General features: G+C 71.0%; 20 protein-coding genes. 3 read left to right on the plus strand and 17 right to left on the minus strand.

The features are described 5' to 3' along the window. Positions 1-67: 67 nt before the first annotated feature. Both acnA and AKJ13_RS19305 read right to left on the minus strand, forming a co-directional pair. On the minus strand, positions 68-2,767 hold the full coding sequence (acnA, locus tag AKJ13_RS19300) for an aconitate hydratase AcnA (protein WP_050734815.1): 2,700 nt from the start codon (positions 2,765-2,767) through the stop codon (positions 68-70). Positions 2,768-3,098: 331 nt separating this feature from the next. After that, a complete protein-coding gene (locus tag AKJ13_RS19305; RefSeq protein WP_050734816.1) occupies positions 3,099-3,923 on the minus strand; it encodes a CDC27 family protein in 825 nt (274 codons plus the stop codon). 129 nt (positions 3,924-4,052) lie between these two features. Between AKJ13_RS19305 and AKJ13_RS19310 the strand changes: the two genes are divergently transcribed. After that, complete coding sequence (locus AKJ13_RS19310) at positions 4,053-5,453, plus strand: leucyl aminopeptidase family protein (protein WP_050734817.1); 1,401 nt, start codon at positions 4,053-4,055, stop codon at positions 5,451-5,453. A gap of 9 nt (positions 5,454-5,462) precedes the next feature. Here the strand turns inward: AKJ13_RS19310 and chrA are convergent, their stop codons facing one another. The 4 genes from chrA to AKJ13_RS19330 all read right to left on the minus strand — a co-directional run bounded on the left by chrA (position 5,463) and on the right by AKJ13_RS19330 (position 11,050). Further along, positions 5,463-6,827 carry a chromate efflux transporter gene (gene chrA / locus AKJ13_RS19315; RefSeq protein ID WP_050734818.1) on the minus strand — a complete coding sequence of 455 codons (1,365 nt, stop codon included), beginning with the start codon at positions 6,825-6,827 and terminating at the stop codon, positions 5,463-5,465. Next, complete coding sequence (locus tag AKJ13_RS19320) at positions 6,824-7,996, minus strand: M20 aminoacylase family protein (RefSeq protein WP_050734819.1); 1,173 nt, start codon at positions 7,994-7,996, stop codon at positions 6,824-6,826. The genes chrA and AKJ13_RS19320 overlap by 4 nt, the downstream gene beginning before the upstream one ends. A 64-nt stretch (positions 7,997-8,060) precedes the next feature. After that, positions 8,061-8,552 (minus strand): Cu(I)-responsive transcriptional regulator, encoded by a 492-nt coding sequence (gene cueR / locus AKJ13_RS19325; protein ID WP_050734820.1) that lies wholly within the window; start codon positions 8,550-8,552, stop codon positions 8,061-8,063. Continuing rightward, positions 8,549-11,050 (minus strand): heavy metal translocating P-type ATPase, encoded by a 2,502-nt coding sequence (locus tag AKJ13_RS19330; protein ID WP_050734821.1) that lies wholly within the window; start codon positions 11,048-11,050, stop codon positions 8,549-8,551. Before AKJ13_RS19330 ends, cueR begins: the two co-directional genes overlap by 4 nt. 111 nt (positions 11,051-11,161) lie before the next feature. Here AKJ13_RS19330 and AKJ13_RS19335 point away from each other — a divergent pair, with 111 nt between their 5' ends. Next, positions 11,162-11,764, plus strand: a complete 603-nt coding sequence (locus tag AKJ13_RS19335; protein ID WP_050734822.1) for a glutathione S-transferase family protein — start codon at positions 11,162-11,164, stop codon at positions 11,762-11,764. On the opposite strand, the gene AKJ13_RS19340 is transcribed toward AKJ13_RS19335, so the two are convergent. The 11 genes from AKJ13_RS19340 to AKJ13_RS19390 form a co-directional block, all read right to left on the minus strand. Continuing rightward, the gene (locus tag AKJ13_RS19340; protein WP_050734823.1) at positions 11,755-13,020 is read right to left on the minus strand and encodes an ATP-binding protein; all 1,266 of its coding nucleotides are present in this window, start codon (positions 13,018-13,020) and stop codon (positions 11,755-11,757) included. The genes AKJ13_RS19335 and AKJ13_RS19340 overlap by 10 nt on opposite strands. A gap of 22 nt (positions 13,021-13,042) precedes the next feature. Beyond that, positions 13,043-14,131, minus strand: coding sequence for a lysylphosphatidylglycerol synthase domain-containing protein (locus AKJ13_RS19345; protein WP_050734824.1), 1,089 nt, complete (start codon positions 14,129-14,131; stop codon positions 13,043-13,045). Positions 14,132-14,281: 150 nt separating this feature from the next. Then, a complete protein-coding gene (locus tag AKJ13_RS19350) occupies positions 14,282-14,911 on the minus strand; it encodes a uracil-DNA glycosylase (RefSeq protein WP_050734825.1) in 630 nt (209 codons plus the stop codon). Next, positions 14,901-15,659, minus strand: coding sequence for a PIG-L family deacetylase (locus AKJ13_RS19355; RefSeq protein WP_050734826.1), 759 nt, complete (start codon positions 15,657-15,659; stop codon positions 14,901-14,903). The genes AKJ13_RS19350 and AKJ13_RS19355 overlap by 11 nt, the downstream gene beginning before the upstream one ends. A 17-nt stretch (positions 15,660-15,676) precedes the next feature. Next, entirely contained in the window at positions 15,677-16,915 is a 1,239-nt protein-coding gene (locus AKJ13_RS19360; RefSeq protein WP_050734827.1) for a glycosyltransferase family 4 protein, read from the minus strand. Between the two features lie 175 nt (positions 16,916-17,090). Next, the gene (locus tag AKJ13_RS19365) at positions 17,091-17,963 is read right to left on the minus strand and encodes a sugar phosphate isomerase/epimerase family protein (RefSeq protein ID WP_050734828.1); all 873 of its coding nucleotides are present in this window, start codon (positions 17,961-17,963) and stop codon (positions 17,091-17,093) included. Continuing rightward, the gene (locus AKJ13_RS19370; RefSeq protein ID WP_050734829.1) at positions 17,960-19,561 is read right to left on the minus strand and encodes a YcaO-like family protein; all 1,602 of its coding nucleotides are present in this window, start codon (positions 19,559-19,561) and stop codon (positions 17,960-17,962) included. Before AKJ13_RS19370 ends, AKJ13_RS19365 begins: the two co-directional genes overlap by 4 nt. Positions 19,562-19,787: 226 nt before the next feature. After that, a complete protein-coding gene (locus AKJ13_RS19375) occupies positions 19,788-20,783 on the minus strand; it encodes a Gfo/Idh/MocA family oxidoreductase (protein ID WP_050734830.1) in 996 nt (331 codons plus the stop codon). Further along, positions 20,783-21,964, minus strand: a complete 1,182-nt coding sequence (locus AKJ13_RS19380; RefSeq protein WP_050734831.1) for a methyltransferase domain-containing protein — start codon at positions 21,962-21,964, stop codon at positions 20,783-20,785. Before AKJ13_RS19380 ends, AKJ13_RS19375 begins: the two co-directional genes overlap by 1 nt. Positions 21,965-22,026: 62 nt before the next feature. Next, positions 22,027-22,932 carry a hypothetical protein gene (locus tag AKJ13_RS19385; protein WP_050734832.1) on the minus strand — a complete coding sequence of 302 codons (906 nt, stop codon included), beginning with the start codon at positions 22,930-22,932 and terminating at the stop codon, positions 22,027-22,029. Beyond that, positions 22,932-24,122, minus strand: a complete 1,191-nt coding sequence (locus AKJ13_RS19390) for an inositol-3-phosphate synthase (RefSeq protein WP_050734833.1) — start codon at positions 24,120-24,122, stop codon at positions 22,932-22,934. The genes AKJ13_RS19385 and AKJ13_RS19390 overlap by 1 nt, the downstream gene beginning before the upstream one ends. A 324-nt stretch (positions 24,123-24,446) precedes the next feature. On the opposite strand from AKJ13_RS19390, the gene AKJ13_RS19395 reads away from it, so the two are divergent. Next, positions 24,447-25,715, plus strand: a complete 1,269-nt coding sequence (locus tag AKJ13_RS19395) for a transglycosylase SLT domain-containing protein (RefSeq protein WP_050734834.1) — start codon at positions 24,447-24,449, stop codon at positions 25,713-25,715. Positions 25,716-25,726: the final 11 nt, after the last annotated feature.

The following is a 25,726-nucleotide window of genomic DNA, read 5'->3' on the forward strand; positions in this document are numbered from 1 at the left end:
TCAGGATGCGCAGCATGACGGCGCGCATGAAAAAGGCGGCGCCGAATGGGCGCCGCCTCGAAACGGTTCAGGCCGCGAGCGAGCGCAGCACGTAGGGCAGGATGCCGCCGTTGCGGAAGTATTCCAGCTCGTCGAGCGTATCGATCCGGCAGGTGAGCGGCACCTCCTTCTTCGATCCATCCGACGCGGTGATCTCCGCGATCAGGGTCTGGCGCGGCTTCAGCTCGCCGGACAGCCCCTTGATGGTGACGGTCTCGTCGCCCTTGAGGCCCAGGGACGCCCAGGACGTGTCGCCCTGGAAGACCAGCGGCACCACGCCCATGCCAACGAGGTTCGAGCGGTGGATACGCTCGAAGCTCTCGGCGACCACGGCCCGGATGCCCAGGAGCTTGGTGCCCTTGGCCGCCCAGTCGCGCGAGGAGCCGGTGCCGTATTCCTTGCCGGCGAAGACGACGAGCGGAGTGCCCTGCGCGGCGTATTTCTGCGCCGCGTCGTAGATGAACATCTTCTCACCCGACGGCTGGAACAGCGTCCAGCCGCCCTCGACCACGCTGCCGGACGGGTCCCGGACCATTTGGTTCTTGATGCGGATGTTGGCGAAGGTGCCCCGCATCATCACCTCGTGATTGCCGCGCCGCGTGCCGTACTGGTTAAAGTCCTGCACGCGGACCTGGTGCGCCTGGAGGTACTCGCCGGCCGGCGAGGCCGCCCGGATGTTGCCCGCGGGCGAGATGTGGTCGGTGGTGATCGAGTCGAGGAAGAGCCCGAGGATGCGGGCGTTCTCGATGTCCTCCACGGGCTTGGGCGTCTTCTCCATGCCGACGAAGTACGGGGGGTTCTGCACGTAGGTGGAGCCGGGGTTCCACGCAAAGGTCTCGGCCTCGGTGACCTCGACGTTCTTCCAGTTCTGGTCACCGCCGAACACGTCGGCGTAGCGGCGCTTGAATAGCTCCGAGGTGATGTTCTCCTCGATGAACTGCTGGACCTCCGCCGAGGACGGCCAGATGTCCCGGAGGTAGACCGGCTTGCCGTCGGAGCCCTGGCCCAGCGGCTCGGTGGTGATGTCGATCTGCATTGAACCGGCCAGCGCGTAGGCCACGACCAGCGGCGGCGAGGCGAGGTAGTTCGCCCGCACGTCGGGGTTTACCCGGCCCTCGAAGTTGCGGTTGCCCGAGAGCACCGCGGCGGCCACGACGTCGTTATCGTTGATCGCCTTAGAGATCGCCTCCGGCAGCGGGCCGGAATTGCCGATGCAGGTCGTGCAGCCGAAACCGACGAGGTTGAAGCCCAGCGCGTCGAGGGGCTCCTGAAGGCCGGACTTCTCGAGATACTCGCCGACGACCTGCGAGCCGGGGGCCAGCGAGGTCTTCACCCAGGGCTTCGAGCGCAGGCCCTTGGCCACGGCGTTGCGAGCGAGCAGGCCCGCGCCGATCATCACCGACGGGTTCGAGGTATTGGTGCAGCTGGTGATCGCCGCGATCACCACGTCGCCGTGGCCGATATCGAAGTTCGTGCCCTCGACCGGGTAGCGGCTGGCGAGATCGGCGGCCTTCTTGAACTCGCTCTCCATCGAGGTCGCGAAGCCGGGCTTGGCGGCATCGAGCAGAACCCGGTCCTGCGGGCGCTTCGGGCCGGCGAGCGACGGGCGGACCTCGCCCATGTCGAGATGCAGCGTGTCGGTGAAGACCGGGTCGGGCGTCTTGGCGTCGCGCCACATGCCCTGCGCCTTGGCGTAGGCCTCCACCAGGGCGATCCGGTCGTCAGAGCGACCGGTGACCTTCAGGAAGTCGATGGTCCGCTGGTCGATCGGGAAGAAGCCGCAGGTGGCGCCGTATTCCGGGGCCATGTTGGAGATCGTAGCCCGGTCGGCGACCGCCATGTCGTCGAGGCCGGGGCCGTAGAATTCCACGAACTTGCCGACCACGCCCTTCTTGCGCAGCATCTGGGTGACGGTGAGCACGAGGTCGGTGGCGGTGGTGCCCTCGGGCAGCTTGCCCGACAGCTTGAAGCCCACGACCTCGGGGATCAGCATCGAGAGCGGCTGGCCGAGCATGGCCGCCTCGGCCTCGATGCCGCCGACGCCCCAGCCCAGCACCGCCATACCATTGACCATGGTGGTGTGCGAATCGGTGCCGACCAGCGAATCGGGATAGGCGATCTCGGTCCCGTCCTCGGACTTCGTCCAGACGGTCTGGGCCAGGTATTCCAGATTCACCTGGTGGCAGATGCCGGTGCCCGGCGGGACCACGGAGAAGTTGTCGAAGGCCGATTGGCCCCACTTCAGGAAAGTGTAGCGCTCGCCGTTGCGCGAGTATTCCAGGGCAACGTTGTCGGCCAGCGCCTTCGGCGTGCCGAACTCGTCGACGATCACCGAGTGATCGATGACGAGATCTACCGGCACCAGCGGGTTAATCTTCTGCGGGTCGCCGCCCAGCGCCACCATGGCGTCGCGCATGGCGGCGAGATCGACCACGGCCGGGACGCCGGTGAAGTCCTGCATCAGCACGCGGGCGGGCCGGAACGCGATCTCGACCTCGGCCTTGCCCTTCTCGGCGAGCCAGCCGACCGTCGCCTCGATGTCGGCTTTGCGGACAGAGCGATCATCCTCGAAGCGCAGCAGGTTCTCCAGCAGGACCTTCATCGAGAAGGGCAGCGCGGTGGCGGAGGCGAGGCCGTTCTTCTCGGCCTCGGGGATCGAATAGTAGGTGTAGGTCTTGCCGCCGGCTTGGAGCGTCTGGCGGGCCTTGAAGCTGTCGAGTGAGGGCACGGCTGGTTCTATCCTCGCTGCGGGTTGTCGAACACGCGCAGGCAAGACCTGCGCTACGAAGTTGTGTTCGGCCTGTGTAGCGCCCGACGGGCGCGCGCCGCCCCGGGAGTGCCCGGGCAGGACGATGCGCGGGGGCGATTTGGACGCCCGTGGAGCCGCGCGGCGCAGCCAGGAAACGATATAGAACTTTTCGAATCTGGCCGCTACCGGGTTGCGATGACAGCTGCGCGGCCCTGTCGGGCCTGCGGGGGTGCCTCGATGGTGCGGTGCATCCTGAGACACGGACGGACCCCGTCGGCGCCCTCAGTCCTGGATGCGGTTCGGGCGGCGATCAGCCCTGCTGTGGCGCGCCCGGAAGCGTCTTGAAGCGATTTGGCTGGGCGGCGAGCTTGCGCAGGGACGCGACGTTGGTCGCGGCCTCCTCCGGGCTCATGTCCCGACGCAGAATCGCCTCGGCATCGGCGAATCGACCCTTCAGGCCGAGCACGAGAGCGAGGTTCGCCCGGACGCGGGCATCGGCGCCGGGCTGGTCGGCCGCGAGCCTCAAGGTCTGCTCGGCCTGGTCGAGGTTGCGCGACAGGGCGTAGGACAGGCCGAGATTCGACAGCAGCGAGGGCTCGTTCGGCCGGATCTTCAGCGCGGCCTCGTAGAAGCTCTGGGCCCGGGCCTGCTCGCCGAGCTGCGCGGAGGCCGAGCCCTGCGCCGACAGGATGCGCCAATCGGGCGAGGCCGGAGAATGGGCGTTGGCGAGCACGTCGATCGCCTCGCGGTAACGGCCGGCCTCGACCAGCGACTTGCCGTAGGCGCCGAGGATGAACGTGTCGCGCGGGTTGCGCAGGGCCGCCTGCTGCAGCACCGCGGAGGCCTGGGCCGCCTGATCGTTCACCCGCAAGGCGCGGGCATAGGCGATGGCCGCCCGCCCGTCGCCGGGATTGGCGTTGAACCGCTCGGCCAGGGCCTCGAGATCCTGGCGAGAGGGGGCTTCCTGGCGCGCGGCCGTCTGGCGCCCACCGAGGTCGCCGATCGAGCCGGTGGTCTCGGGCGAGCGGGTGTTGCAGCCGGCAAGACCCAGCGCCGTGAGGGCCGCCGCGGCGAGGCCTGCCCGGCGGACGTTGGAAGCCAGGGTTCCGGTGACCCGGATCGGGGCCGTCTTCATGATGCGCTCCGCCGGCACAGGCCGGGCGGGCTCTGGCTCGCGCTTCACGCTCCCGGCCGGCCGGTGATAGAGCGTTAACCCTAACCACCGGTTAAGCCGCTGCCGGCCCGACCGCCCCACGAGAGGCACATGACCCAGGCCGACGCTTCCGCGACGCATCCCGCCCTTCTACCCGGCGACACGCCCGCCGTGCCGGTCACCCTCGTGACGACGGCGTCCTGGTCCGAGGCCGAAGCCGCCCTCAACCCGGCCCACAGCAGCTTCACCCGTTCGCTCGGCTTCAAGCCGAAGGCCGGGAGCCTCGCATTGCTGCCGGGCCCGGACGGCAATCTCGCCCGGGTGCTGTTCGGCCTCGGCGATACCGAGGCGCCGGCCTATGACCGCCTGATCGCCGGGAAGTTGCCGGGCCTGCTGCCGGACGGAAACTTCCGCCTGGAGAACGCCCCCGACCCGGCCGAGGCCGCGCTGGCCTGGCTGATGGGGAGCTACCGCTTCGGCCGCTACCGCTCCGCCGGCGGCCCGAAGGCGCGCCTCGTGGCGCCCGCCGGGATCGACAGCGACGAGATCGGGCGGATCGCCGCCGCGGTCGCGATGGGCCGCGACCTGATCAACACCCCCGCCAACGATCTCGGACCGGCCGAGATCGAGGCCGCGGCCCGCGCCCTGGCCGAGCGCCATGGCGCCGCAATCGCGGTGACGCAGGGCGACGCGCTGGCCCGGGAATTCCCCCTGGTCCACGCGGTCGGCGCCGCCTCGCCGCGGGCGCCGCGCCTGGTCGACCTGAGCTGGGGGCCGGACGATGCGCCGCGCGTGACCCTGGTCGGCAAGGGCGTCGCCTTCGACACCGGCGGGCTCGACATCAAGCCATCCTCCGCCATGCTGCTGATGAAGAAGGATATGGGCGGCGCCGCGGTGGCGCTGGCAGCCGCCGACATGATCATGGGCGCCGGCCTTAGAATCCGCCTGCGCGTGCTGATCCCGGCGGTGGAGAACGCGGTCTCCGGCAACGCCTTCCGTCCCAGTGACGTGCTGCCCAGCCGGGCGGGGCTCACCATCGAGATCGGCAACACCGACGCCGAAGGCCGACTGATCCTCGCCGACGCGCTGGCGCTCGCCGACGCGGAGGAGCCCGAGCTGATCCTCGACTTCTCGACGTTGACGGGCGCGGCCCGGGTGGCGCTCGGTCCCGATCTCCCGGCGTTCTTCACCGAGGACGAGGGCCTGGCCGCCTCCGTCGCGGAGGCCGGGCGGACGGCGATCGACCCGATCTGGCGGATGCCGCTGCACGCCCCCTACGCGCGCCTGCTCGACTCCAAGGTGGCGGACCTCAACAACGTGTCCGGGGGGCCGTTCGCCGGCGCGATCACCGCGGCGCTGTTCCTGCGCCGCTTCGCGCCCAAGACGAAGGCGCACGGCCATTTCGACCTCTACGGCTGGAATCCGTCGACAAAGCCGGGCCGCCCGGAGGGGGGCGAGGTCCAGACCGCGCGCCTGACCTACGCGCTGCTCAAGGCCCGCTACGGGACCTGAGCGGCACGGTCAGGCCAGGCCCGACAGCCGCAGCAGCATCCCGGCCCCGGCGCAGAGCGCCAGGGTCGGCAGCGCCCCGAGATTCAGCCGGAAGACCGCCAGGATCGCCAGCAGCGTCAAGACCAGGGCGGCGGGATCGAGGCTGGCGAGCACGGGCACGTCCAGCCGCAGCGGCCCCAGCGGCACCGTCCGGACCACGCCGAACAGCGTCCGCAGCCCGAACCAGACCGCGAGGTTGAGGATCACGCCCGCCACCGCGGCGGTGATCGCCGACAGGGCCCCGGCGAGCAGCCGGCTCCCGCGCAGACGCCCGATCAGCGGCGCTCCGGCGAAGATCCAGAGGAAGCACGGCGCGAAGGTGACCCAGGTGGTGAGCAGTCCGGCCAGCGTTCCGGCCAGCAGCGGCGGCAGGGTGCCGGGCGCCCGGTAGCCGGCCAGGAAGCCGACGAACTGGAGCACCATGATCAGCGGCCCGGGCGTCGTCTCGGCGAGCCCCAGCCCGTCGAGCATCTCGCCGGGCCGCAGCCAGCCGTAATGCTCCACCGCCTGCTGGGCGACATAGGCGAGCGCCGCGTAGGCGCCCCCGAAGGTCACCACCGCCATCTTCGAGAAGAATAGCGCGATCTGCCCGAAGACCGGGGCCGGGCCGGGCAGAACCAGCAGCGCCACCACCGGCAGGAGCCAGATTCCCAGCCAGAGGGCGCCGACGCGCAGCGAATCCGCCGGTCTGGCGTGCTCCCGCGGCAGCATCGCCTCGCCGATCAGGAATCCCGCCTCGCCGGCCGCTGCAGCCTCCGCGGCGGTCGGAGCCGGGGCGGGCTTCCGCCCCAGCACGAGGCCGAGCACGCCCGCCACGACGACCACCAGGGGGAACGGTACGGCGAGGGCGAAGATCGCCACGAAGGCGGCGCCCGCCATGAGGCGGTCCGTCCGCCCACGCAAGGCCCGGCCGCCGAGGCGCCAGAGCGCGTGCAGCACGATGGCGAGCACCGCTGCCTTGAGCCCGAAGAACAGGCCGGCGACCAGATCGATCGTGCCGTACAGGACGTAGAGCCAGCTCAGGCCCATCAGGGCCAGGAGCCCGGGCATCACGAACAGCCCGCCCGCGACCAGACCACCGGCGGGCCCGTGCATCAGCCAGCCGATATAGGTCGCGAGCTGCTGCGCCTCCGGGCCGGGCAAAAGCGTGCAGAAGCCGAGCCCGTGCAGGAAGCGCCGCTCGGAGATCCAGCGCCGTTCCTCCACCAGGATACGGTGCATTACGGCGATCTGGCCGGCCGGCCCGCCGAAGGACAGAGCCGCAACCCGCAGCCAGACCGGGACGGCCTGCCTCAGAGTCGGACGCGGAAGGCCGGGGGCGCCCGCCGGGCTCACGCCGTCACGGGCAGCGCCGTCTCGATCAGACGCGCCCACAGCGAAGCCCCGTACGGGGTCGCGGCGTCGTTGAAGTCGTAATGCGGGTGGTGGAGCGAGGCACTGTCGCCGTTACCGATGAACATGTAGGCGCCGGGGCGGCGGCCGAGCATGTAGGAGAAGTCCTCCGCCGTCATCATCGCCGCGACGGTCCGGTCGACATGCTCCGGCCCGACCAGCGCCTCGGCCACGCCGGCCATGAAATCCGTCTCGGCCGGGTGATTCTCGGTCACCGGATAGCTCGAGCCGTATTCCACGACGCCTTTCGCGCCGAAACCGCCGGCGATCTCCGCCACCAGGGTCTCGATCCGCGCTTTGATCTGGCTGCGCACCGCCTGGGACAGGGTCCGCATGGTGCCGCGCATGGTGACGCTCTGCGGCAGCACGTTGAACGCCTCGCCGGCATCGAGCGTGCAGACCGAGACGACGGCCGATTCCAGCGGATGGAGGTTGCGCGACACGATGCTCTGCAGGGCGATGATCACGTGGCTCGCCACCAGTACGCTGTCGACGGCGTTCTGCGGCAGGGCCGCATGGCCGCCCTGCCCCTCGATGGTGATGGTGAAACGGTCGGTCGAGGCCATGATCGGCCCCGGACGGATCGCGAAGGTGCCGACCGCCATCCCGGGGATGTTGTGCATCCCGTAGACCGATTCGATCCCGAACCGCTCCATCAGGCCATCCTCGACCATCGCCTCGCCGCCGCCACCGCCCTCCTCGGCGGGCTGGAAGATCAGCACCGCGGAGCCGTCGAAATCCCGGGTCTCGGCGAGGTACTTGGCCGCCCCGAGCAGCATCGTGGTGTGCCCGTCGTGGCCGCAGGCGTGCATCTTGCCCGGCACCGTGGAGCGGTAGGGCAGGTCCCGAATCTCCTGGATCGGCAGGGCATCCATGTCGGCGCGCAGCCCGATGGCGCGGTTCGAGTTCCGGCCGTTGCCGCGGATCACCCCGACCACGCCGGTCCGGCCGATGCCGGTCTCCACCGAATCGCAGCCGAAGTCGCGGAGCCGATCGGCCACGAACCCCGCGGTCCGCTCCACGTCGTAGAGCAGCTCGGGATGGGCGTGGAGATCGTGCCGCCACGCCTTCATCGTGTCGGCGAAATCGCGGATCCGTTCGAGGACGGGCATGAGTCCGGGCTTTCGTGTCCTTCAGGTCGGTGCCGGACCAGCAAAGCCGGGGCCAGTCGCGCCGTCAACGGCCACGCTTGTCGCGCCGGTGGGCCGAGCGGGGCCCCAGAGCCGCCAGGGGTGAGGTTTGCCGGCGCGGCGCAGGCGGCCTGTCCTCCGTCGCGAGGTCGTCGAGAATCGGGCATTCGGGCCGGTCGTCGCCACAGCAGCTCTCGGCCAGGCGCTCCAGGGTCCGGGCCATGCCCTCCAGCTCGGTGATGCGGCGACGCAGATCCGCGATCTGCTCCTCGGCGATCGCCTTCACGCCGGCGCTGGGCCGGGCGCGGTCGCGCCAGAGCGCGAGCAAATCCGCGATGGCCTCGACGCTGAAGCCGAGGTCGCGGGCACGGCGGACGAACCGCAGGGTGTGCAGATCCGCCTCGTCATAGTGGCGGTAGCCCGATTCGGAGCGGGTCGCCGGCGGCAGCAGGCCGGTCGCCTCGTACCAGCGGATCATCTTGGCCGAGACGCCCGTGCGCCGCGCCGCCTCGCCGATCGTGATGGCTCCCTCACTCATGCGGCCCTCGGCGCCAGCGCCGGCTGCTCGGCGGGTGCGGGAAGCCCGCCGGCCCGGCGCAGCCGCAGGGCGTTCCCGAGCACGAAGACGCTCGAGAAGGCCATGGCGCCGGCGGCCAGCACCGGCGACAGGGCCGGGCCGCCGAACGGCACCAGCAGCCCCGCGGCCACCGGGATCAGCGCGGCGTTGTAGGCGAAGGCCCAGAACAGGTTCTGACGGATATTGGCCATCACCGCCCGGGACAGGGCCAGCGCCTCCGCGAGCGCCTGCGGATCCCCCGACATCAGAACCACATCGGCGCTCTCGACGGCGATGTCCGTGCCCGTGCCGATGGCCAGGCCGACATCCGCCTCCGCGAGGGCCGGGGCATCGTTGATGCCATCGCCCACGAAGGCGACCGGCCCATGCGCCGACCGGAAAGCCCTGACGGTCTCGACCTTGCCGCCGGGCAGGATCCCGGCCGCGACCTCGGCGATCCCGAGGCTCGTCGCGACCCCGGCGGCGGTGTGAGGGTCGTCGCCCGTCACCATCGCCACCACGAGGCCTTGCGCCCTCAGCGCGGCCACGGTCTCGCGGGCACCGGCTTTCACCGGGTCGGCCACGGCCAGAAGGGCCGCGTGGCGACCGTCGAGGGCGAGATGGATGGGGCTCTTGCCCGCGCGCGCGAGGCGCTCGGCCCGAGCCGTGAGGTCCGGGTCCCGGGGGATGCCGAGCCTGTCGAGATAGCGTGGCGCGCCGAGGGCGAGGCTCCGCCCGGCGACTTCGCCGGAGACACCGAAACCGTCCAGGGCCTCGAAATGCGCCGGATCGGCGATGGCGAGCCCCCGGGCCCGGGCGGCGGCCACGACGGCGCCGGCGAGCGGGTGCTCGGACCGGCTCTCGAGCCCGGCAGCGAGGGTCAGCACCGCGTCCTCCGTAAGGCCCGGCCCTGGCACGATATCCGTCACCCGCGGGCGGCCCTCGGTGAGGGTCCCGGTCTTGTCGAAGGCCACGGCGCGCACGTCGCGCAGGCGCTGCAGCGCCGCGCCGTCGCGGAACAGGATGCCGCGGCTCGCGGCGCGGCCGGTCCCGACCATGATGGCGGTGGGCGTGGCGAGCCCCATGGCGCAGGGGCAGGCGATGATCAGTACGGCCACGGCGTTGACCAGGGCCGGCCCGAGGGCGGGCGCCGGGGCGAGGACCAGCCAGCCCAGGAAGGTCGCGAGGGCGATCCCGATCGCCGCCGGCACGAAGCGCCCGGTGACGTGATCGACCAGCGCCTGGATCGGCAGCTTGCCGCCCTGAGCCCGCTCGACCATGGCGGCGATCTGCGCGAGCACCGTGGCGGCGCCGACCGCATCGACCCGCAGGTCGAGGCTGCCGCGCCCGTTGAGGGTGCCGCCGACCATCCGGTCTCCCGGCCCCTTGCGCACGGGAACCGCCTCACCCGTGACCATGCTCTCGTCGACGTGGCTCGTGCCGGACAGGACCGCGCCGTCCGCGGCGACCCGCTCCCCGGGCCGGACGCGGACCACGTCGCCGATGCGCAGATCCGCCAGCCCCACCTCAACCTCGGTACCGTCGCGGACGACGCGGGCGGTCTTGGGTGCCAGATCCATCAGCCGGGCGATGGCCTGGCCGGTCCGGCCCCGGGCGCCGGCTTCCAGGGTTCGCCCGAGCAGGATCAGCGTGATGATGAGCACGCTGGCCTCAAAATAGAGATGCGCGGAACCTGCGGGCAGCAGGCCCGGCGCCAGGGTCGAGATCAGCGAATAGAGGTAGGCGGCTCCGGCCCCGAGGGCGACGAGGGCGTTCATGTCCGGGTGGCCGCGCAGCAGCCCCGGTACGCCCCGCAGGAAGAAGCGCCGCCCGGGCCAGGCGAGGACCAGGGTGGCCAGGGCGGCCTGGACCAGGGCCGTGACCGAGCTACCATGGAGGTGCGGCAGGAGGTGGCCCCCCATATCGAGGACGACGACGGGGGCGGAGAGCAACGCCGCAGCGGTGGCGTCGCGCCGCAGGGCTCGGCCCTCGGCCTCCTGGCGGGCCGCAGGGTCGATCCGCGGCCCGTCATCGAGCAGGCGCGCTTCGTAGCCGGCCGCTTCCACCGCCGCGACGAGATCGGAGGTCGCCACGAGCCCCTCCGCATGGCGGATCGCGGCCTGGCCTGTGACGAGGTTGACGCTGGCGCCGCTCACGCCCGGCACGGCTGCGAGCGCGCGCTCGACCCGGCCGACGCAGGAGGCGCAGGTCATCCCCTCGACGGCGATCACGCTCTGCGTCTCCGGGACCGGATAGCCGGCCTCGGCCAGCGCCGCGGCGGCGTCGGCCGGGCGCGCGCCACCGTCTAGGACGAGGCTGGCGCGGTGGGTGGCGAGGTTGACCGCCACGTCCCGGACGCCGGGCAGGGCTTTGAGGGCGCGCTCGACGCGGCCGACACAGGACGCGCAGGACATCCCCTCGACGGGGAAGCTCAGGGAGACGTGTTCGGGCACGGGGGCGGTTCCGATCGGGGCATCCATGCTGGCTCAGATGGGGCTTCCCATGATGGGAAGGTCAAGGGCCAGCCGGATCCCATTGCCAAATCGCCACGCGCCCGACAGATTTCTTGCGCAACCCGCGCGCGAGATCCGATGATGGAACCCCTGACCCTTTATGGCGATCCCGGCTCCGGGAATTGCCTCAAGGTCAAATGGGTGGCCGACCATCTCGGTATCCCGTCAGTCTGGCGCACCGTCGATGTCCCGGGCGGCGGGACCCGCGACCCGGCCTTCCTGGCGCTGAACCCCGCCGGCCGGGTCCCGCTTCTGGTGTTTCCCGACGGCGAGACGCTGTCTGAGTCGAACGCGATCATCCTCCATCTCGCGGAAGGCTCGGGCCTCATTCCCGAGGCGGCGCGCGCCCGTGCCCGCATGCTGCAATGGATGTTCTGGGAGCAGTACAGCCACGAGCCCTACATCGCGGTCCGCCGCTACCAGCTCCATTACCTGAAGCGGACGCCGGACGCGCTCGATCCCCGGCTGGCGGAACGCGGCGCGGACGCCCTTCGGCTGATGCAGGGGACGCTCGAACGCTCCGCCTTCATGGTCGGCGACGCGCTGACGCTCGCCGATGTGGCGCTGGTCGCCTACACGCGCATGGCCCACGAGGGCGGCTTCGACCTGGCGCCCTACCCGGCCCTCCGCCCCTGGATCACGCGCGTCGAGACGGCGCTCGGGATCGGCCCCTATGTCTGATCGGCCGCGCGCGGCAGCTCGGCGGTGGCGCCGTATTCCGGCAGGCTGACGCGCACGACGGTCCCCTGGCCGACCGTGCTCTCGATCGCGAGGCGGCCGCGGTGGCGGTTGAGGCTGTGCTTGACGATGGCGAGGCCGAGGCCCGTCCCGCCCCGGGCGCGGCTCGAGGCCACGTCGACCCGGTAGAAGCGCTCGGTCAGGCGCGGGATGTGCTCGGGCGGGATGCCGGGGCCGTCATCCGTCACGGACAGGACGATCCGGCGGCCGAGCCGGGGATCCTCCTCCCGGGACAGGCTGACGCCGACATGGCCGCCCCCATATTTTACGGCGTTCTCGATCAGGTTCTCGATCACCCGGGCGAGCTCGTCGGCATCGCCGGGCACCGGATACGGCCCGGCCCCGTCCTCGAACTGAACCGTGGCGCCTCGCGCCTCGGCGGGCGGCCCCTGCGCGTCGACCATCTGGCGGGCGAGCGCCCCGAGATCGACCACGGTGGTGGGGGCGACGTGCTCGCGCAGCTCGATCCGCGACAGCGACAGCAGATCGTCGATCAGCCGGGTCATGCGCAGGGCCTGGACGCGCATGATCTCCAGGAACCGCTCGCGGGCCTGCGCATCCTCGCGGGCCGGCCCCTGCAGGGTCTCGATGAAGCCGATCAGCGTGGCGAGCGGGGTGCGCAGCTCGTGGCTGGCATTGGCCACGAAATCGACCCGCATCGCCTCCAGGCGCCGGGCCGAGGTGAGGTCGCGCAGGAACAGCACGGCGCTGACCCCCGATCCGTCCGGCATCGGCAGGGCGCCGATCTGGACCTCGAAGGTCCGCTCCAGGGGCACCCGGGTCGCGAGCGGAACGCGGCGGGGCATGCCCGAACTGAGGACTGCTTCGACACCGTCGAGGACTTCCGGGCTGCGCAGTGCGAAGGACAGGGGCCGCGCCTGATGCAGGGCGGGGAGGAGCGCCCGGGCCGCTGGATTGGCCTCCACCACGAGGGTGCGGCGGTCCACCAGGATGACCGGGTCGGGAACATGGGCGAGAAGCGCCTCGGCGATCGCGTGGCGCTGGGCAGTCGCCGCCGGTCGCGGGCGCGGCGCCTCCTGACCGCGGCCGCCGAGCCAGCCGCCGATGCAGACGGCACCGAGGCCGACGAGGATCAGCGGGAGTTCGAGACGGCCGGAGAGTGCCACGGCGATGCCGAACAGGCCGACCGCGATCGCGGCGCCCATCCAGGATTGGGAACTGCGCGGATGGTCGGACATGGTCGAGGGCGTGCCGGACCGGTTACCGGGATCCGGTGTCGTCGGGCCGCGGCCGCCCGGACGGGCCGGCAATCCCCTCCGGTGGCCCGGGATCGCGCGCGCCCTCGGCCCGCTTCACGATCTCGTAGAGGCCGAGCATCGCGAGGGCGGTCATGAACGGCACGATGTAGTAGCAGCCCCGGAACAGCAGCAGCGAGGTCAGCACCTCGTTGCGCGGCAGGCTCGACAAAGCCAGGAGGATCGTGGCCTCGAACACCCCAATCCCCCCGGGCGCGTTCGACGCGATGCCCAGCATGGCGGCCAGCACGTAGATCGCCAGGAAGGTGGTGAAGCCCAGCGTCGTCTCCTGCGGCAGCAGGACGTAGAGCACGGCCGCCGCCGCGCAGACATCGCCGATTCCGACGAGCATCTGCCCGATCGAGACCGAGGCGCCGGGCAGTTCCAGCCGCCACTGCTTGACGGTGATGCTGCGCTTCTTGGCCGAGACCCAGGCGAGGTAGCCGAGCACGAGGGCCAGCGCCGCCAGGCCGATGCCCTGGTTGATCCGGATCGACGTGAAGGCGAGCCCGGCAAGCTGGCCCGCCTCGATGATCAGGCTGAGGCCGAGCACGACGCCCATGCCGAGCCAGAAGGTGAAGCCGGCGATGACCGTCAGCGCCGCGATCTTGACCGTGGACAGGCCCTGCCGGGCATAGATCCAGTAGCGGATCGTGCCGGCGGTCAGCAGCGGGAAGCCGAGGGTGAAGCTCACCGCGTAGCTCGTGAACGAGGCGAGCGCGGTGATCCGGTAGGGCACCTTGATCCGGAGCTGGCGCAGGGCCAGCGCGTCGTAGCCCGTGAGGAACAGGTAGCTGATGCCGACGAACAGGAAGGCGAGGCCAAGCTGCTCGGCGGTCGCCGCCGCTACGGCCGCGCGGACCTCCGCCCAGCTCACGCTCTGGACGAGCTTCCACAGCACGCCAAGCGAGACCGCGAACAGCACGATGCTGGCGGCCGTGCCGATCCAGGCATACCGGCCGCGCCAGCTGTTCCGCGAGGTGCCCGCGGCAGCGTCGTGCTCGACCGGCTCGACCGGCTCTGCCGGTCCCCGGTGCTGTCCCTGAAAGTTCATGCCGTTCGGCGTCCGCCCTTCCGGCTGCGCGGCCCGGCCGAAGGCCTGCGCCCGTGCCGGATGTTCCCGGACCGCGGCCCGTTGCCCCGCATGTAGGCCGAACCGGCGCTCAAGGCCAGGGAAGGCCGGGCGGGGGCGGGCTCGCTCTCCTCACGGATCGATGCGGCGCAGGATCGCCGCGGCCTCCGACAGGCCCTGCCGGATCCGTGCGGGCACCTCCGGCGAGGTGCAGACATAGGTCGGACTTGGATGGGGGATGGCGACCAGCGGCAGGCCAGGGCGCAGGGCGGCGAACGTCGGAGCCGCCCCGCCGGCGAAGCGCCCGGCCAGGACCGCCACGCTCAGCCGCGGCAGCAGGTCCAGCAGCGGCGCCAGATAGGGCGCGGCCGCCGCAACCTCCGCCCGGCGCGGCGCCCGGTTCAACGCGCCCTTGGCGTGGATCAGCCAGGGCACCGCGTTCCAGATCAGGGTGTCGGCGCGCGGGATTCCGGCCTCCCGGAGGAACCGGAACAGGTTGGCGGCGGTGCCGTTCGCGCTGTCGCGGGTGACGAAGCCGGTGCGCAGCACCGCCGGGCCTGGCGTTTCCAGAAGCAGCAGCATCCGCGCCGCGACGCCGCCGTCGAGGGGATCGGGCACCGGAACCGGCGCGCCCCGCTCCGCGGAAATCCGCTCGGCCAGGGCCCGGATCGGGGCGATATGCGGCGCGGTGACCAAGGCGCGGCGGGCGGCGAGCGCCTCCGGGTCGACCAGGGATTTCGGCGCCTGCGGCTCAGCCGGCATCGAGGCCGGGGATTGGCGTGCCGAGCCGGCCCGCGAGGCGGAAGCCCTCGATCCCCGCCTCGCGGGCGAGCCGCGCATCGAGACCCGCGACGCCGCCGAACTGGAAGCCGATCTGGCTCGTATAGGCCGCGCAGGCCGCGCGTTTGCGCGCCCGAGCCCCGGGATCGAGGGCGATCCGCCGCACCGGCAGGGCGGCGAACAGGTCGGCCAGGGGCTCCCGGGGCGTGGCCTCGCGGACCGTGTAGGGGAAGTCGCGCCACCACAGGATTGGACTCGGCACGGCGAGGCTTGTCAGCGCACGGACCGCCTGGACATGGTCGACATGGCCGCCGACCGCCTGCGGGGCGAGGATGAGGTCCGGCCTCTCCGCGGCGATGAGCTCGGCGAGGGCCGGCGCCAGATCGGCGGCGATGCCGTCATCGGCGCGGGGTGCAGAGAACAGCTCCGGCGCGGAGCCGTAGCCGCGGTGCGGCGCCTCGCGGAACGGCAGGTGCAGCGGCGGCGCAATCCCGAGTTCTTCGGCGGCGCGCATATCCTCGGCCCGGCGCAAGGCCATGTAGTCGATCTCGGCCGGCAGGCCCTTGTCGAGCTGGCAGGCGAGCGCGAACCCCTTCGGATCGGCGACGCTGCCGGTGAACAGCGTCGCCATCACCACCCGCCAGCCCTCCCCGGCCAGGCTCGCCAGCAGCCCACCGCAGGAGAAGGCCGCGTCGTCGAGATGGGGCGAGAGGGCGAGGGCTGTCGGCACGCAGCGTGGCTTCTCGATCAGAGGAGATGCGGTTCGGCACGGAACCGGCAGCTCGGGTCCTCGGGCAGGTCGACGGAGAAGTCCGTGGCCGGGCGCTCGTGGCGCACGCGCTCGTAGACGCCCATGATCTGCCAGCCGACGGCGCTCCAGGAATAGACCCGCCGGCATTCCTCGAGCCCCGCCTCCGCCAGGCCGCGGCGCAGCGCCGTGTCCGTGACGATACGGGTGAGCGCGCCGGCCAGGGCCGGGATGTCGCCTGGATTCACCAGCAGGCCGTTCTCGCCGTCGCGCAGGCAATCCGAGACGCCGACCGCGTGGCAGGAGACCACCGCGAGACCGGCCGCCATGGCTTCCAGGATCGTGTTGGAGAAGCCCTCCGCGTAGGTCGGCGAGACGAACACGTCGGCCCGGCGATAGAGGTCCGGCACCTGGCCGTACTCGGCATAGCCGGTGAAGGCGATCTCCCGCGGCGAGAAGGCGAGGTCGGCGGCCATCGCCTGGGCGGGATCCACGTCCGGTCCGATCCCCGAGATCGTGGCCGCGAAGGGCGTGCCCTGCTCGCGCAGGATCGCCAGGGCGGCGATGAAGTCGAGCACGCCTTTCCGGCGGTCGACCCGGCCGTGATAGAACAGCCGGACCGGTCCGGGATGCGGCGTCGGCAGCCCGTCGGGCGTGCCTTGCGCGAACCTTTCAGTGTCGACCGCGCCGGGCACGATGGTGAAGCGGGCCGGATCGGAACCGAGCCGCTCGCAGACCTCGTCCACGAACGAGGCGCCGCCGATCAGCAGCGCGTTGGCATGGGCCAACACCTCGCACATGGCGACCCGGTGGGTCTCGCAGCAGGATCCGACCCAGTGGCCGTCGCCCCCCTGGATCGAGACCACGCTCGGCACGCCGAGTTTCCTGGCGGCGAGCAGCACCGCCCAACCGGTCGGATAGCCGTATTGCGCGTGCAGCACGTCGAACGGCTTGTCCGCGTGCTCCCGGCAGATCGCCTCGACCATGGTGGCGATGTCGCGCTCGAAATCGCCCGAACTCTGCTCGCCGAGCTGCTCCAGGCCGATCACCCGGACGCCTGGCACCGGCGGCGGCGGGCCGCCGCCATAGACCCGGGTGCCGAAGGCATCGCCACGGTACTGCGAGATCATCGTCACGTCGTGGCCGGCCCCGACCAGCTCGCGCATCAGGTTCTGCGCGTAGACGCTCATGCCCGATATCGCCGGGAAGTAGCGGCGACTGAGGAACAGGATTCTCATCGGGCGATGCTTTTTAACGAGACACAGGACGCACGCGGCTGTCCCCTCTCCCGCACGGGAGAGGGTTGGAGTGAGGGAGGCGACGTCTCCGGAGAGACCTGTCCCCTCACCCTGTCCCTCTCCCGCACTGGAGAGGGGATCCGCGCTTGAGCCTCGACTCGGTGCGGCCCGACCCTCACTGCCATTGCCGCCGCATCTCCTGCTTGCCGGCCAGTTCCGGGCCGGGGCGGCGGCAGCCGCGCAGATATTCGAGGGCTTGCGGGATCATCACGTCGGCCCGGTGGCTCTCGCGGGATAGCTCGACGCAGACCAGCTTGCCGAAGCCGACCTCTTCCAGCGCCCCGAGCACGCCCGGGACGTCCATGTCGCCCTCGCCGAAGGGCAGGTGGATATGGCTGCCGCGCTTCATGTCCTCAATCGCCACCGTGCCGATCCGATCGGTGAACTCGCGCACGGCCTCGGCCGGGTCGCGCTCGCCGGTGACGAGGCAGTGGCCGGTATCGAGGGCGAGCTTGAGGCCCGGCACATCCAGGGCAACGAAATCGTCCAGCGTCTCGATCAGCATGCCGGGCTCGGGCTCCAGGCAGGGCACGATTCCGGCCTGGCTCGCGAAGGCCGCGACCTCGTGCAGCCCTTCGGTCAGCCAGCGGCGCGCTTCGCCGTGGTCGACGCCGGGCTTCGGCACGCCAGCCCAGAACGACACCGCCTCGGCCGACAGCATCGCGCCGATCTCGACCGCGCGCTTGAGGAAGCCGACCCGGCGGCACCGGCCCGCCGCATCGGCCGTCACCAGGGTCGGCTCATGCTTGGCGGTCGGATCGAGCAGGAAGCGGGCGCCGGTCTCGATGACGCAACCGAGTTCCAGCTTCTCCAGCAGGCTCGCCACCCGGCCGGCCTCCGCCGCCCAGGTCTCGGCGAAGGGGTCAAGATGGTGGATGTCGAGGGTCAGGGCGACGCCGTCGTAGCCCGCCGCCTTGATCAGGTGGAGGGCGTCGTCGAGACGGTGGTTGGCCGCGCCGTTGGTGTTGTAGGCGAAGCGGAGGGTCACGCCATCCTCCCCTGCTTCTGCGCGAGCCGGAACGGCGCGTGATGCGATTCGGGCTCGCGATAGAGCGGATAGTGCCGGCCAACGATCTGCTCGGCGAGCGCGGTGTCGAACAGCGGCTGGCCGCCGAAGCGCTCCAGGGCCTCCGGGGTGAGGCGCACCGGCCGCAGGGTCTCGCTCTCGGTGCCGAAGCGGATCAGCGGGTGGTCGCGGTTGAGGAGCTTGCGCGTGTTGCGCTCGCCGATCCGGTAATAGCTCATGGTCTCGACCTCGAGCCCGGGCACGATCGCCTTGACCACGCCGACGCTGCCGCCGAGCGGCGAGCAATCGACGTAGAGCAGGTCGAACCCGGCCTCGGTGAGCCGGTCGCAGGCGATCTTGCCCCGGTCATGCCCGTCGGCCGCCTCGGTGGACGGCAGTTCCGAGAACCGCTTGGTGCTGCGCTCGCTGTACACGGTATCGGCGAGCACACTCCGGAGATCGGCGGCCGGCAGCTCGATCCAGGCGAGCATCGCCTGCAGGGCGCGGCTCTCCTCCAGGTCGAGGCTGGGAAGCGCCTTCTGGATGAAGGCATCGACGTAGCCGGGCGGCGTCACCGTGGCGGCCAGCTCCAGCGGACCGTGCCCGAAGGTCTTGCGCACCCGAGCGGCCTGGAATTCGAGCAGCGCCTTGCGCAGAGCCCGCTCGCGGTCCGGATCGCAGGCCTCGCCGCAGGCCGAGAGGGCGATCGGCGCCGGCGCCCGGGCGGGATCCTCGTCGTAGCCGACGACGTAGAGGTTGGTCAGGCCGAACTGGTCGGTGGCGAATTTCGGCAGGGCGCGGATGCCCAATTCCTTCAACCGCGCCAGCATCGCGGCGTTCTCCGGGCCGATCCCGTCGAGATCGAGCATGACGCCCTGGTCGAGGGCCCGGAACAGCAGGCCGTTGCCGTCGCGCTGGAGCAGTTCGAGCACGCCGTGGCCCAGCGCGAAGGGCACGTCCGGCCCGGCGCCGAGGCCGTTGGTGATCAGGTTGGTGAAGGGCCGGTAGCCCTCCGACAATTCAAAATAATCGGTGGCGGCAACGTCGAGCGGCATCAGCACGATCTCGCCGGTCCCGTGCCGGACCGCCGGCGTCCATTCGAGCACCGTGTCCCGGCCGACCGGGGAGCCCGCCGGCAGGCACAAGGTGAGCGGGTCGGCGACCGATTTCGGCCCATAGACCCGCACGAGGTCGGCGTAGCTCGCGCGCTCTTTGGCCCGCGGCAGGACCGCGAGCGAGGGCATCAGGTTCTCCGCGATCTCCGCCACGGCGCCGATCAGCGCCTCCTCGTCGGTGGCGCCGTAGCCGATGCCCGACGGCATCGCGCCCACGAAGAACGGATCGTCGAGGAACAGGGCGACGAACCAGACCGGCACGCCGGTGCGGTCCAGCGGCGCCAGGGGGAATCCGACGATGCGCCCCTCCGGCAGAACGTCGAGATAGGCGCGCACCGGATCGGGCAGCGCCTCCGGCAGGCCCTCGATCCGGCGCTTGGCGCCGAAGCGATAGGGCCGCGGCGCCTTGATCCGCTCGTGACGGGCGCGGTCGTCCTGGTCGTGACTGAGAGCTGTGTCGGTCAAGTCGTATTCCCGTCTGCCGTGAACCGCTTTGCCGCCCCATCCCACCCGTCCCCTCCTCATCCTGAGGTGCCGAAGCGCAGCGAAGGCCTCGAAGGAGGCCTCCAGAAAGCGCAGGGGTCTCTGGAGGGCTCCTTAGAGGCCCGCTGACGCGGGCACCTCAGGATGAGGGCGGGGGTGGGAGATCCCGGGGTTTGGCTCGGCGGTCGATCATCCTGTCTTGGGAGCGCTACCCCTGCCCATAGGCACGGGCGACGAGTCGCATCGTGTGGAGGTCTCGGGAGGCCGAATAGGCCGCGCGCTCCTCGGGTCGGCGCAGGGCCGAGCCGAAGGCCCGCACCTGCTCGGTGAAGGGCGAGCTATCTGTATCGAAGGCCAGCGGCTCCGCGCGTCCGCTCGCGCCGTCGGTGAAGGTCAGGGACCCGCCCGCCGTCTGCCCCATCGTGTCGATGGCGGTGAGCTGGCCCATGGTGCCGACGATTTCCAAACGGCGGCGGGGCAGCGCGTCGGGGCAATTGTAGGCGACGTGCAGGCTCGCCAGGGCGCCGGCGGAGGTGCGGCCGATCAGCAGGGCGCCGTCATCGACGGCATAATTGTGGGCGCGGATCTGCGTCAGGGCGGCGATGTCGGCAATCGGCTCGCCGAGGAGGAAATCCACGAGATCGAGGCCGTGCGGGGCGAGATCCATGAGCGCGCCGCCGCCGGCTTGCGCGGCGTCGATCCGCCAATTGGGCTGGCCGGCCTCCGACCAGTCGCGCCCGAGCCAGCAGGCATAGACGATCCGGACCGCCGTCACGGTGCCCAGCCGCCCGGCCGCGACCTGCGCGCGGATCGCCCGGTGGGCCGGGTGGTGGCGCTGATCGAAGGCGGTGCCGTAGAAGATCGTCTTGGACTCCACCGCCCGCACGATGGCTTCGGCGTCGGGCAGCGTCGCCGCCATCGGCTTCTCGCACAGGATCGCCTTGCCTGCGGCGGCGAGCGCCTCGACGGCGCCCCGATGGAGATGGTTCGGGGTCGCGACGTAGACCGCCTCGACCTCGGGCTCCGCGAGGAGACCGGCGAGGTCGGCATGGGCGCGGGCGCCTTCGCGCTCGGCCGCCGCGCGGCTCTCCGGGTTCGGGTCGCTGACCGCCACGAGCCGGTGCCCGGCGGCCCGGATGCCGGGAGCCATGTAATCGCGGGCGACCCAGCCGTAGCCGACGATGCCCCAGCCGACCGCGTCCATCACCAGCGCTCCGGCAGATCGACGTATTCGCGGGCGCGGACGCGCTGCGTATCGGCACCGTCGATCCTGCCGTCGAAGGTAAGCTGTTCGGGACCCGACGACTGCATCGGGTAGGTCGCTCGGGGGGCGTATTCCTCCCGGTAGCGATCGGAGGGCCAGCGGATCACGTATCCCTCGCCGTCAGGCTGATAGAGCGGGTTGAGCCGCACGACCGTGCCGGCCTTCGGCAGGGTCAGACCATCCACCACTGCCCGGGGCGCCGGGCGCATGCCGGGGCCGGCGACCACCGAGAACGCCTCGCAGGTCCTCAAGGCGGCCGGCTCCTGAGGAACCGGCGCCCGGGCCTCGACCAGGGCGCGGGTCAGCTCGGCGTCGTCGTACACGAGGGCGTCGGGAAAAAGCTCGGCGATGTCCTCGGCGGTGACGGCCCGGCCGGCCGAGAAACCGGGGCACTCGCGATTGTGGATGTGGCTCAGGGTCAGCCAGCCATCGTCGCCGGCATTCTGGCGCAGGTTCTCGAGCAGGGCCGTCTTGTCGTCGAGGAAGTAGAAGGCGTCGTTGCACACCACCAGATCGACCGGCGCGTCTGGGATCGGCCAATGCGGCGAGCCGGCGTCGAAACAGACGAGTTGCGGCTTGGGCCCCACGACCCAGTGGCGGGCGACCCAGAGCTTCGCGAAGACCACGTCGGCCCCGGCGGTCTTGCAACCGCGGCGCTCCAGCTCCCGAAGGTAGTGACCAATGCCGCACGCGAATTCGAAGACGCAGCGCGGCTCGTTCCAATGGGCCTCGAGCAGGGTCAGGCCGGCCAGGAAGGTCGGATCGCTCCAGCGATGCAGGAAATAGTCGCCGACGCGGCCCCAGCCGAGGCGGTGGACCGCCTCCCGCAGGGTCGCGTCGCGGCGGTCCTTGATCAGCCGGATGATCTCGGCCGGGTCCGCCGGGGGGCCGTTCCACCAATCGTCCTGATCGACCAGCAGGGCGGCCAGAGCCTCATCGGACTCGCCCGCGTCGAGATGGGCCAGCACCCGCTCGACCAGCGCCTCACGGCCGACCCGCAGATACGGGATCCCGTCGATGACGGGCCAGCGCGCCCCGGTGCCGGCGTCACGCAGGGCGTGCGGCGCGTCGGACTTCAGCGGGTTGCCGGTCTGCGGCGATCTGAGTTCGAACGGGATCATGGGCTCTCGGGACCGCCTCATGAGATGGGCGACCGGGTCTGACGGACAACGCGAATCTGGTCCTAAGGAATGCGCATGTCGCGCAGGACACGGTCGTGGAAACCCTTCACCGGGCCGGCATGGACCAGCTCCCACTCATCGAGCACCGCCGCCATCGTGGTCGAGGCGCCGCGCAGATGCTGGGCGATCTGCAGGACCCGGTCGACGCAATCCGCCGCGTGGAAGGCACGACCCTCCGCGGTGGCGTCGTCCGGCAGCACGGCCCGGGCACGCTCGACGTGACCGCGCAACGGCGCGTCGAGCTCGGACATCGCCCAGGCGGTGGTCACGGCCATGATCGGGCCGAGATGGTCGCCAAGCAGCATCTCGCCGGTGAAGCCGGCATCGGGCATCGCGGCATTGTGGAAATGGTGGGCCATCGCGGCCAGGAACACGGTCCCGGGATCCGCCCGATAGAACGGGCTCAGGCAGACGCCGTAGACCGCCACGATCAGGCAATGCTCGGCGTGGTTCTCCGGCGGCTCCAGCAGGATCCGGGCGCGGCCGGGGCAGGTAACGCCCGCCCGCGGCTGCTTCGCCAGGGCCGCCACGAAGGACGGCACCGGTCCGGGCCGGCCCGGCGGGCGCGGCGCGAGCCGCGCGCGCAGGCGGTCCCGGAGGTCCGGGTCGAGGTCGCCGGTCACGGCATCGAAGCCCGCGACCAGCACGGCGGAGGCCGCCGCGTCCGAGAGCCCCGCCGCCGCCAGGAAGGCGGCGTCGAGGTCGCAGAGCCGTGTCGCGGCCAGCGTCGTGGCGGCGATGTCGAGGGCGACCTCCTCCGGGGAGGCCCCACCGGTGAGCAGGCCCCACCCCTGCGCGAACAACCGTTCGGCGATCGATCCGTCGCGGCCCGCCGAATGGACGCGCTTGAGATCGTTCATCTCGACGAAGAGTTCACGCAGAGCGGCCGGCGCCGCCGCGTCGGACATCAGTGAACGCCGAGCCAGTCGAGAAGCATCGCTTCCTGCTTGCCGAAGGCGTGCTCCGGCCCGTGGCCGTTCTTCACCATCGGGGCCTTGAAGAAGGTCGAGAGCTGCTCCTGCACGCCGCCGTCGCCGCGCTTGTTCGCGAGGTCGAGAACGCGGGCGATCTCGATGACGAGCGGTGCGGCCAGGATCGAGTCCTTGCAGAGGAAGTTGACCTTGATCTGCATCCGTTGGCCCATAAAGCCGGTGACGTCGATGTTGTCCCAGGCTTCCTTGTCGTCACCGCGCGGGCGGTAATAGTGGATGTGCACGAGGTGATCCTCGACCGGGTAGCCGAGGATCGAGTCGAGCACCGTGCCCTTGGTGTTCAGCTTCGATTGAAGCGAGTTCGGGTCGTTCAGCGCGAGGCCGTCGCGATTGCCCAGGATGTTGGTCGAGAACCAGCCGTCGACATGGAGCGCGCGCGCCTTGAAGGCGGGGGCCAGCACCGTCTTCATCATGGTCTGGCCGGTCTTGCCGTCCTTGCCGGCGACCGGGACGTTCAGCTCCTTGGCCAGTTCGAGCAGCGCCGGCACGTCAGCAGCCACGCTGGGGGTGAAGTTGGCGTAGGGGATGCCGCTCTTGATCGCCGCATAGGCGTAGAGCATCGCGGGCGAGATCGCCTCGTCGCTGGAATCCAGGCCCTTCTCGAAGGCGTCCGGGGAGTTCAGTGTCGGGTCGGACAGGTCGGGCCAGCGCTCGGTGGAGGCGAGGTTCACGACCACGACCTCGTCGAGGTTGCTCTCCTGCTGGAAGCGCCGCAGGTCGCTGGCGATGATCGAGACCGCCTCGCGGTGACCGGCGGCGACGATGCGGTTGCTGCCGTCGATGTTCTTGCAGAACTTGGCGCTGCCGACCGCGGGCCAGGGCGTGATGCCCTTGAGGGCCTTGGCGCCGTCCTCGATGTCGTCCTTCGACAGCACGCCGTGGCCGGCCGCAGCCGAGGCGAGGTCGTCGCCGTTCAGATCCCAGCCGCCGAACACGAGGTCCTTGTAGTCGGCCATGCCCGCCACGGAGAGGCCGGCGAGCGGCAGTCCGTCGAGCCGGTTCGATCCGGATTTGATCATTTCGATGCCGGCGATGGCGGTGGTGGCGACAGCGCCACCCATGCCAACGAACGCGACGCCGACGCGGCGACCGGTCTGCATGCTCATCAGAAAATACTGTCCTTGTGGGGACGCGCGTCGCGTCTGGGGAAAGAGTAGTCGACCCCCCCGGGGCGATATCTAACTGGCTCAACCGTGGCCCGTTCCAAGTCGAATGCGACAACTTTGCGCCCAACCGACGTGAAGCGCGGCCGGATCACGGCGTTAACGCGGCCTCAAAAAGCAGGGTTAACCCTTCGTTGACCGTGCCACGGTTGAATCACGGGGCCGTCCCATTCTGGTCACGGCCAGTGCCGATAGGGCCGCCGTCTGAGAGAACCCGGCCGCCAGACGCCGGGCCGCCGCAAGGGACAATCTAGAGAAGGACCAGTGATGGGGGTTTTCCCGGAGCCGGCGTATTGCGCCGACGACGTGAGCCGACTCGTGCCCTGCGCGAGCCTTTGTGAGACTGAAACCGTGGCGTGGCTGCCGCGGGCCGGACGCGGGAACGGGCGCCGGTCACTTCGCCGCATGGGCCGCACTGGCCTGCGCCGCCTCACCGGGACCCTGGCCCTGGGCGTCATCGCCGGGTTCGGTCTGCCGCAGGCGGCCTTCGCGCCGGCCGTCTTCGCGCCGTCCGCGCAAGCCCATGACCGGATCGACACCAGCCCGCGCGCCGCCCGGGCGCTCGCCGCCGACAGCGAATCCGGCTGGATGCAGGCCGGCGGCTCCGAGCAAGGCCTGCGGGCCGGTTTCACGGACACGCCCCCGGCGGAGAGCCCGGACGCCTGGACCGGACTGCCGGTCGAGGACCAGGAGCCCGCGACCACCGCGCTCATTCAGGACGATCTCGCGACCCTGCCGCGGGTGACCCAGGAGCAGGGTGAGGATGCGGTGCGGTTCGGCGAGCGCAGCGTGCCGCGCAAAGTGGTCGACACGATCGTGAAGGCCTCCGACGAGGCCGGTGTCGACCCGGTTTACATGATGGCTCTGGCCGACAAGGAATCGAGCTTCGACACGGATGCCAAGGCCGGGACCTCCTCGGCGCAGGGCCTGTTCCAGTTCGTCACCCGCACCTGGCTGGAGATGATCCGCGATTACGGCGCCCGGTACGGCCTGGCCGAGGAGGCCGCCGCCGTGAAGGGCCGCGGCTCCGCGATCACCGTCGCCGGCCCCATGCGAGCCCGCGTGCTCGGCCTGCGCAACGACCCCCGCGTGGCCGCCCTGATGGCGGCCGAGTTGATCAAGCGCGACCGCGAGCGGATCGAGGCGAAGGTCGGGCGGGCGCTCACCACTACGGAGCTCTATCTCGCTCATTTCCTGGGCAGCGCCAGCGCCGGGCGCTTCCTGTCGCTCTCCTCCGAGAAGCCCGACGAGGTGGCCGGACGCGAGTTCCGCAGCGCGGCGCGCGCCAATCGCAGCCTGTTCACCGCCAAGACCGGCGGCAAGCGCCGCAGCCTGACGGTGGCCGAGTTGCACGGGCGGATCGACGACATGATCGATCGCCGCCTGACCCGCTACCAGGGCGTCGCCGCGGTGACCGGGGCGGTCATTGCCGACAAGTTGCCCGCGCCGACCGAGACGGCGTCCAACGCGGTTGACCAGGCGCCGGACAACCGTCGCGTCGAGGTGACGGAGGCACTGCCTCCGGACGGCGTCTGATGCCAAACCGC

The organism is Methylobacterium sp. ARG-1 (genome assembly GCF_001262595.1).
In the GTDB taxonomy this organism is placed as follows: Bacteria; Pseudomonadota; Alphaproteobacteria; order Rhizobiales; family Beijerinckiaceae; genus Methylobacterium; species Methylobacterium brachiatum.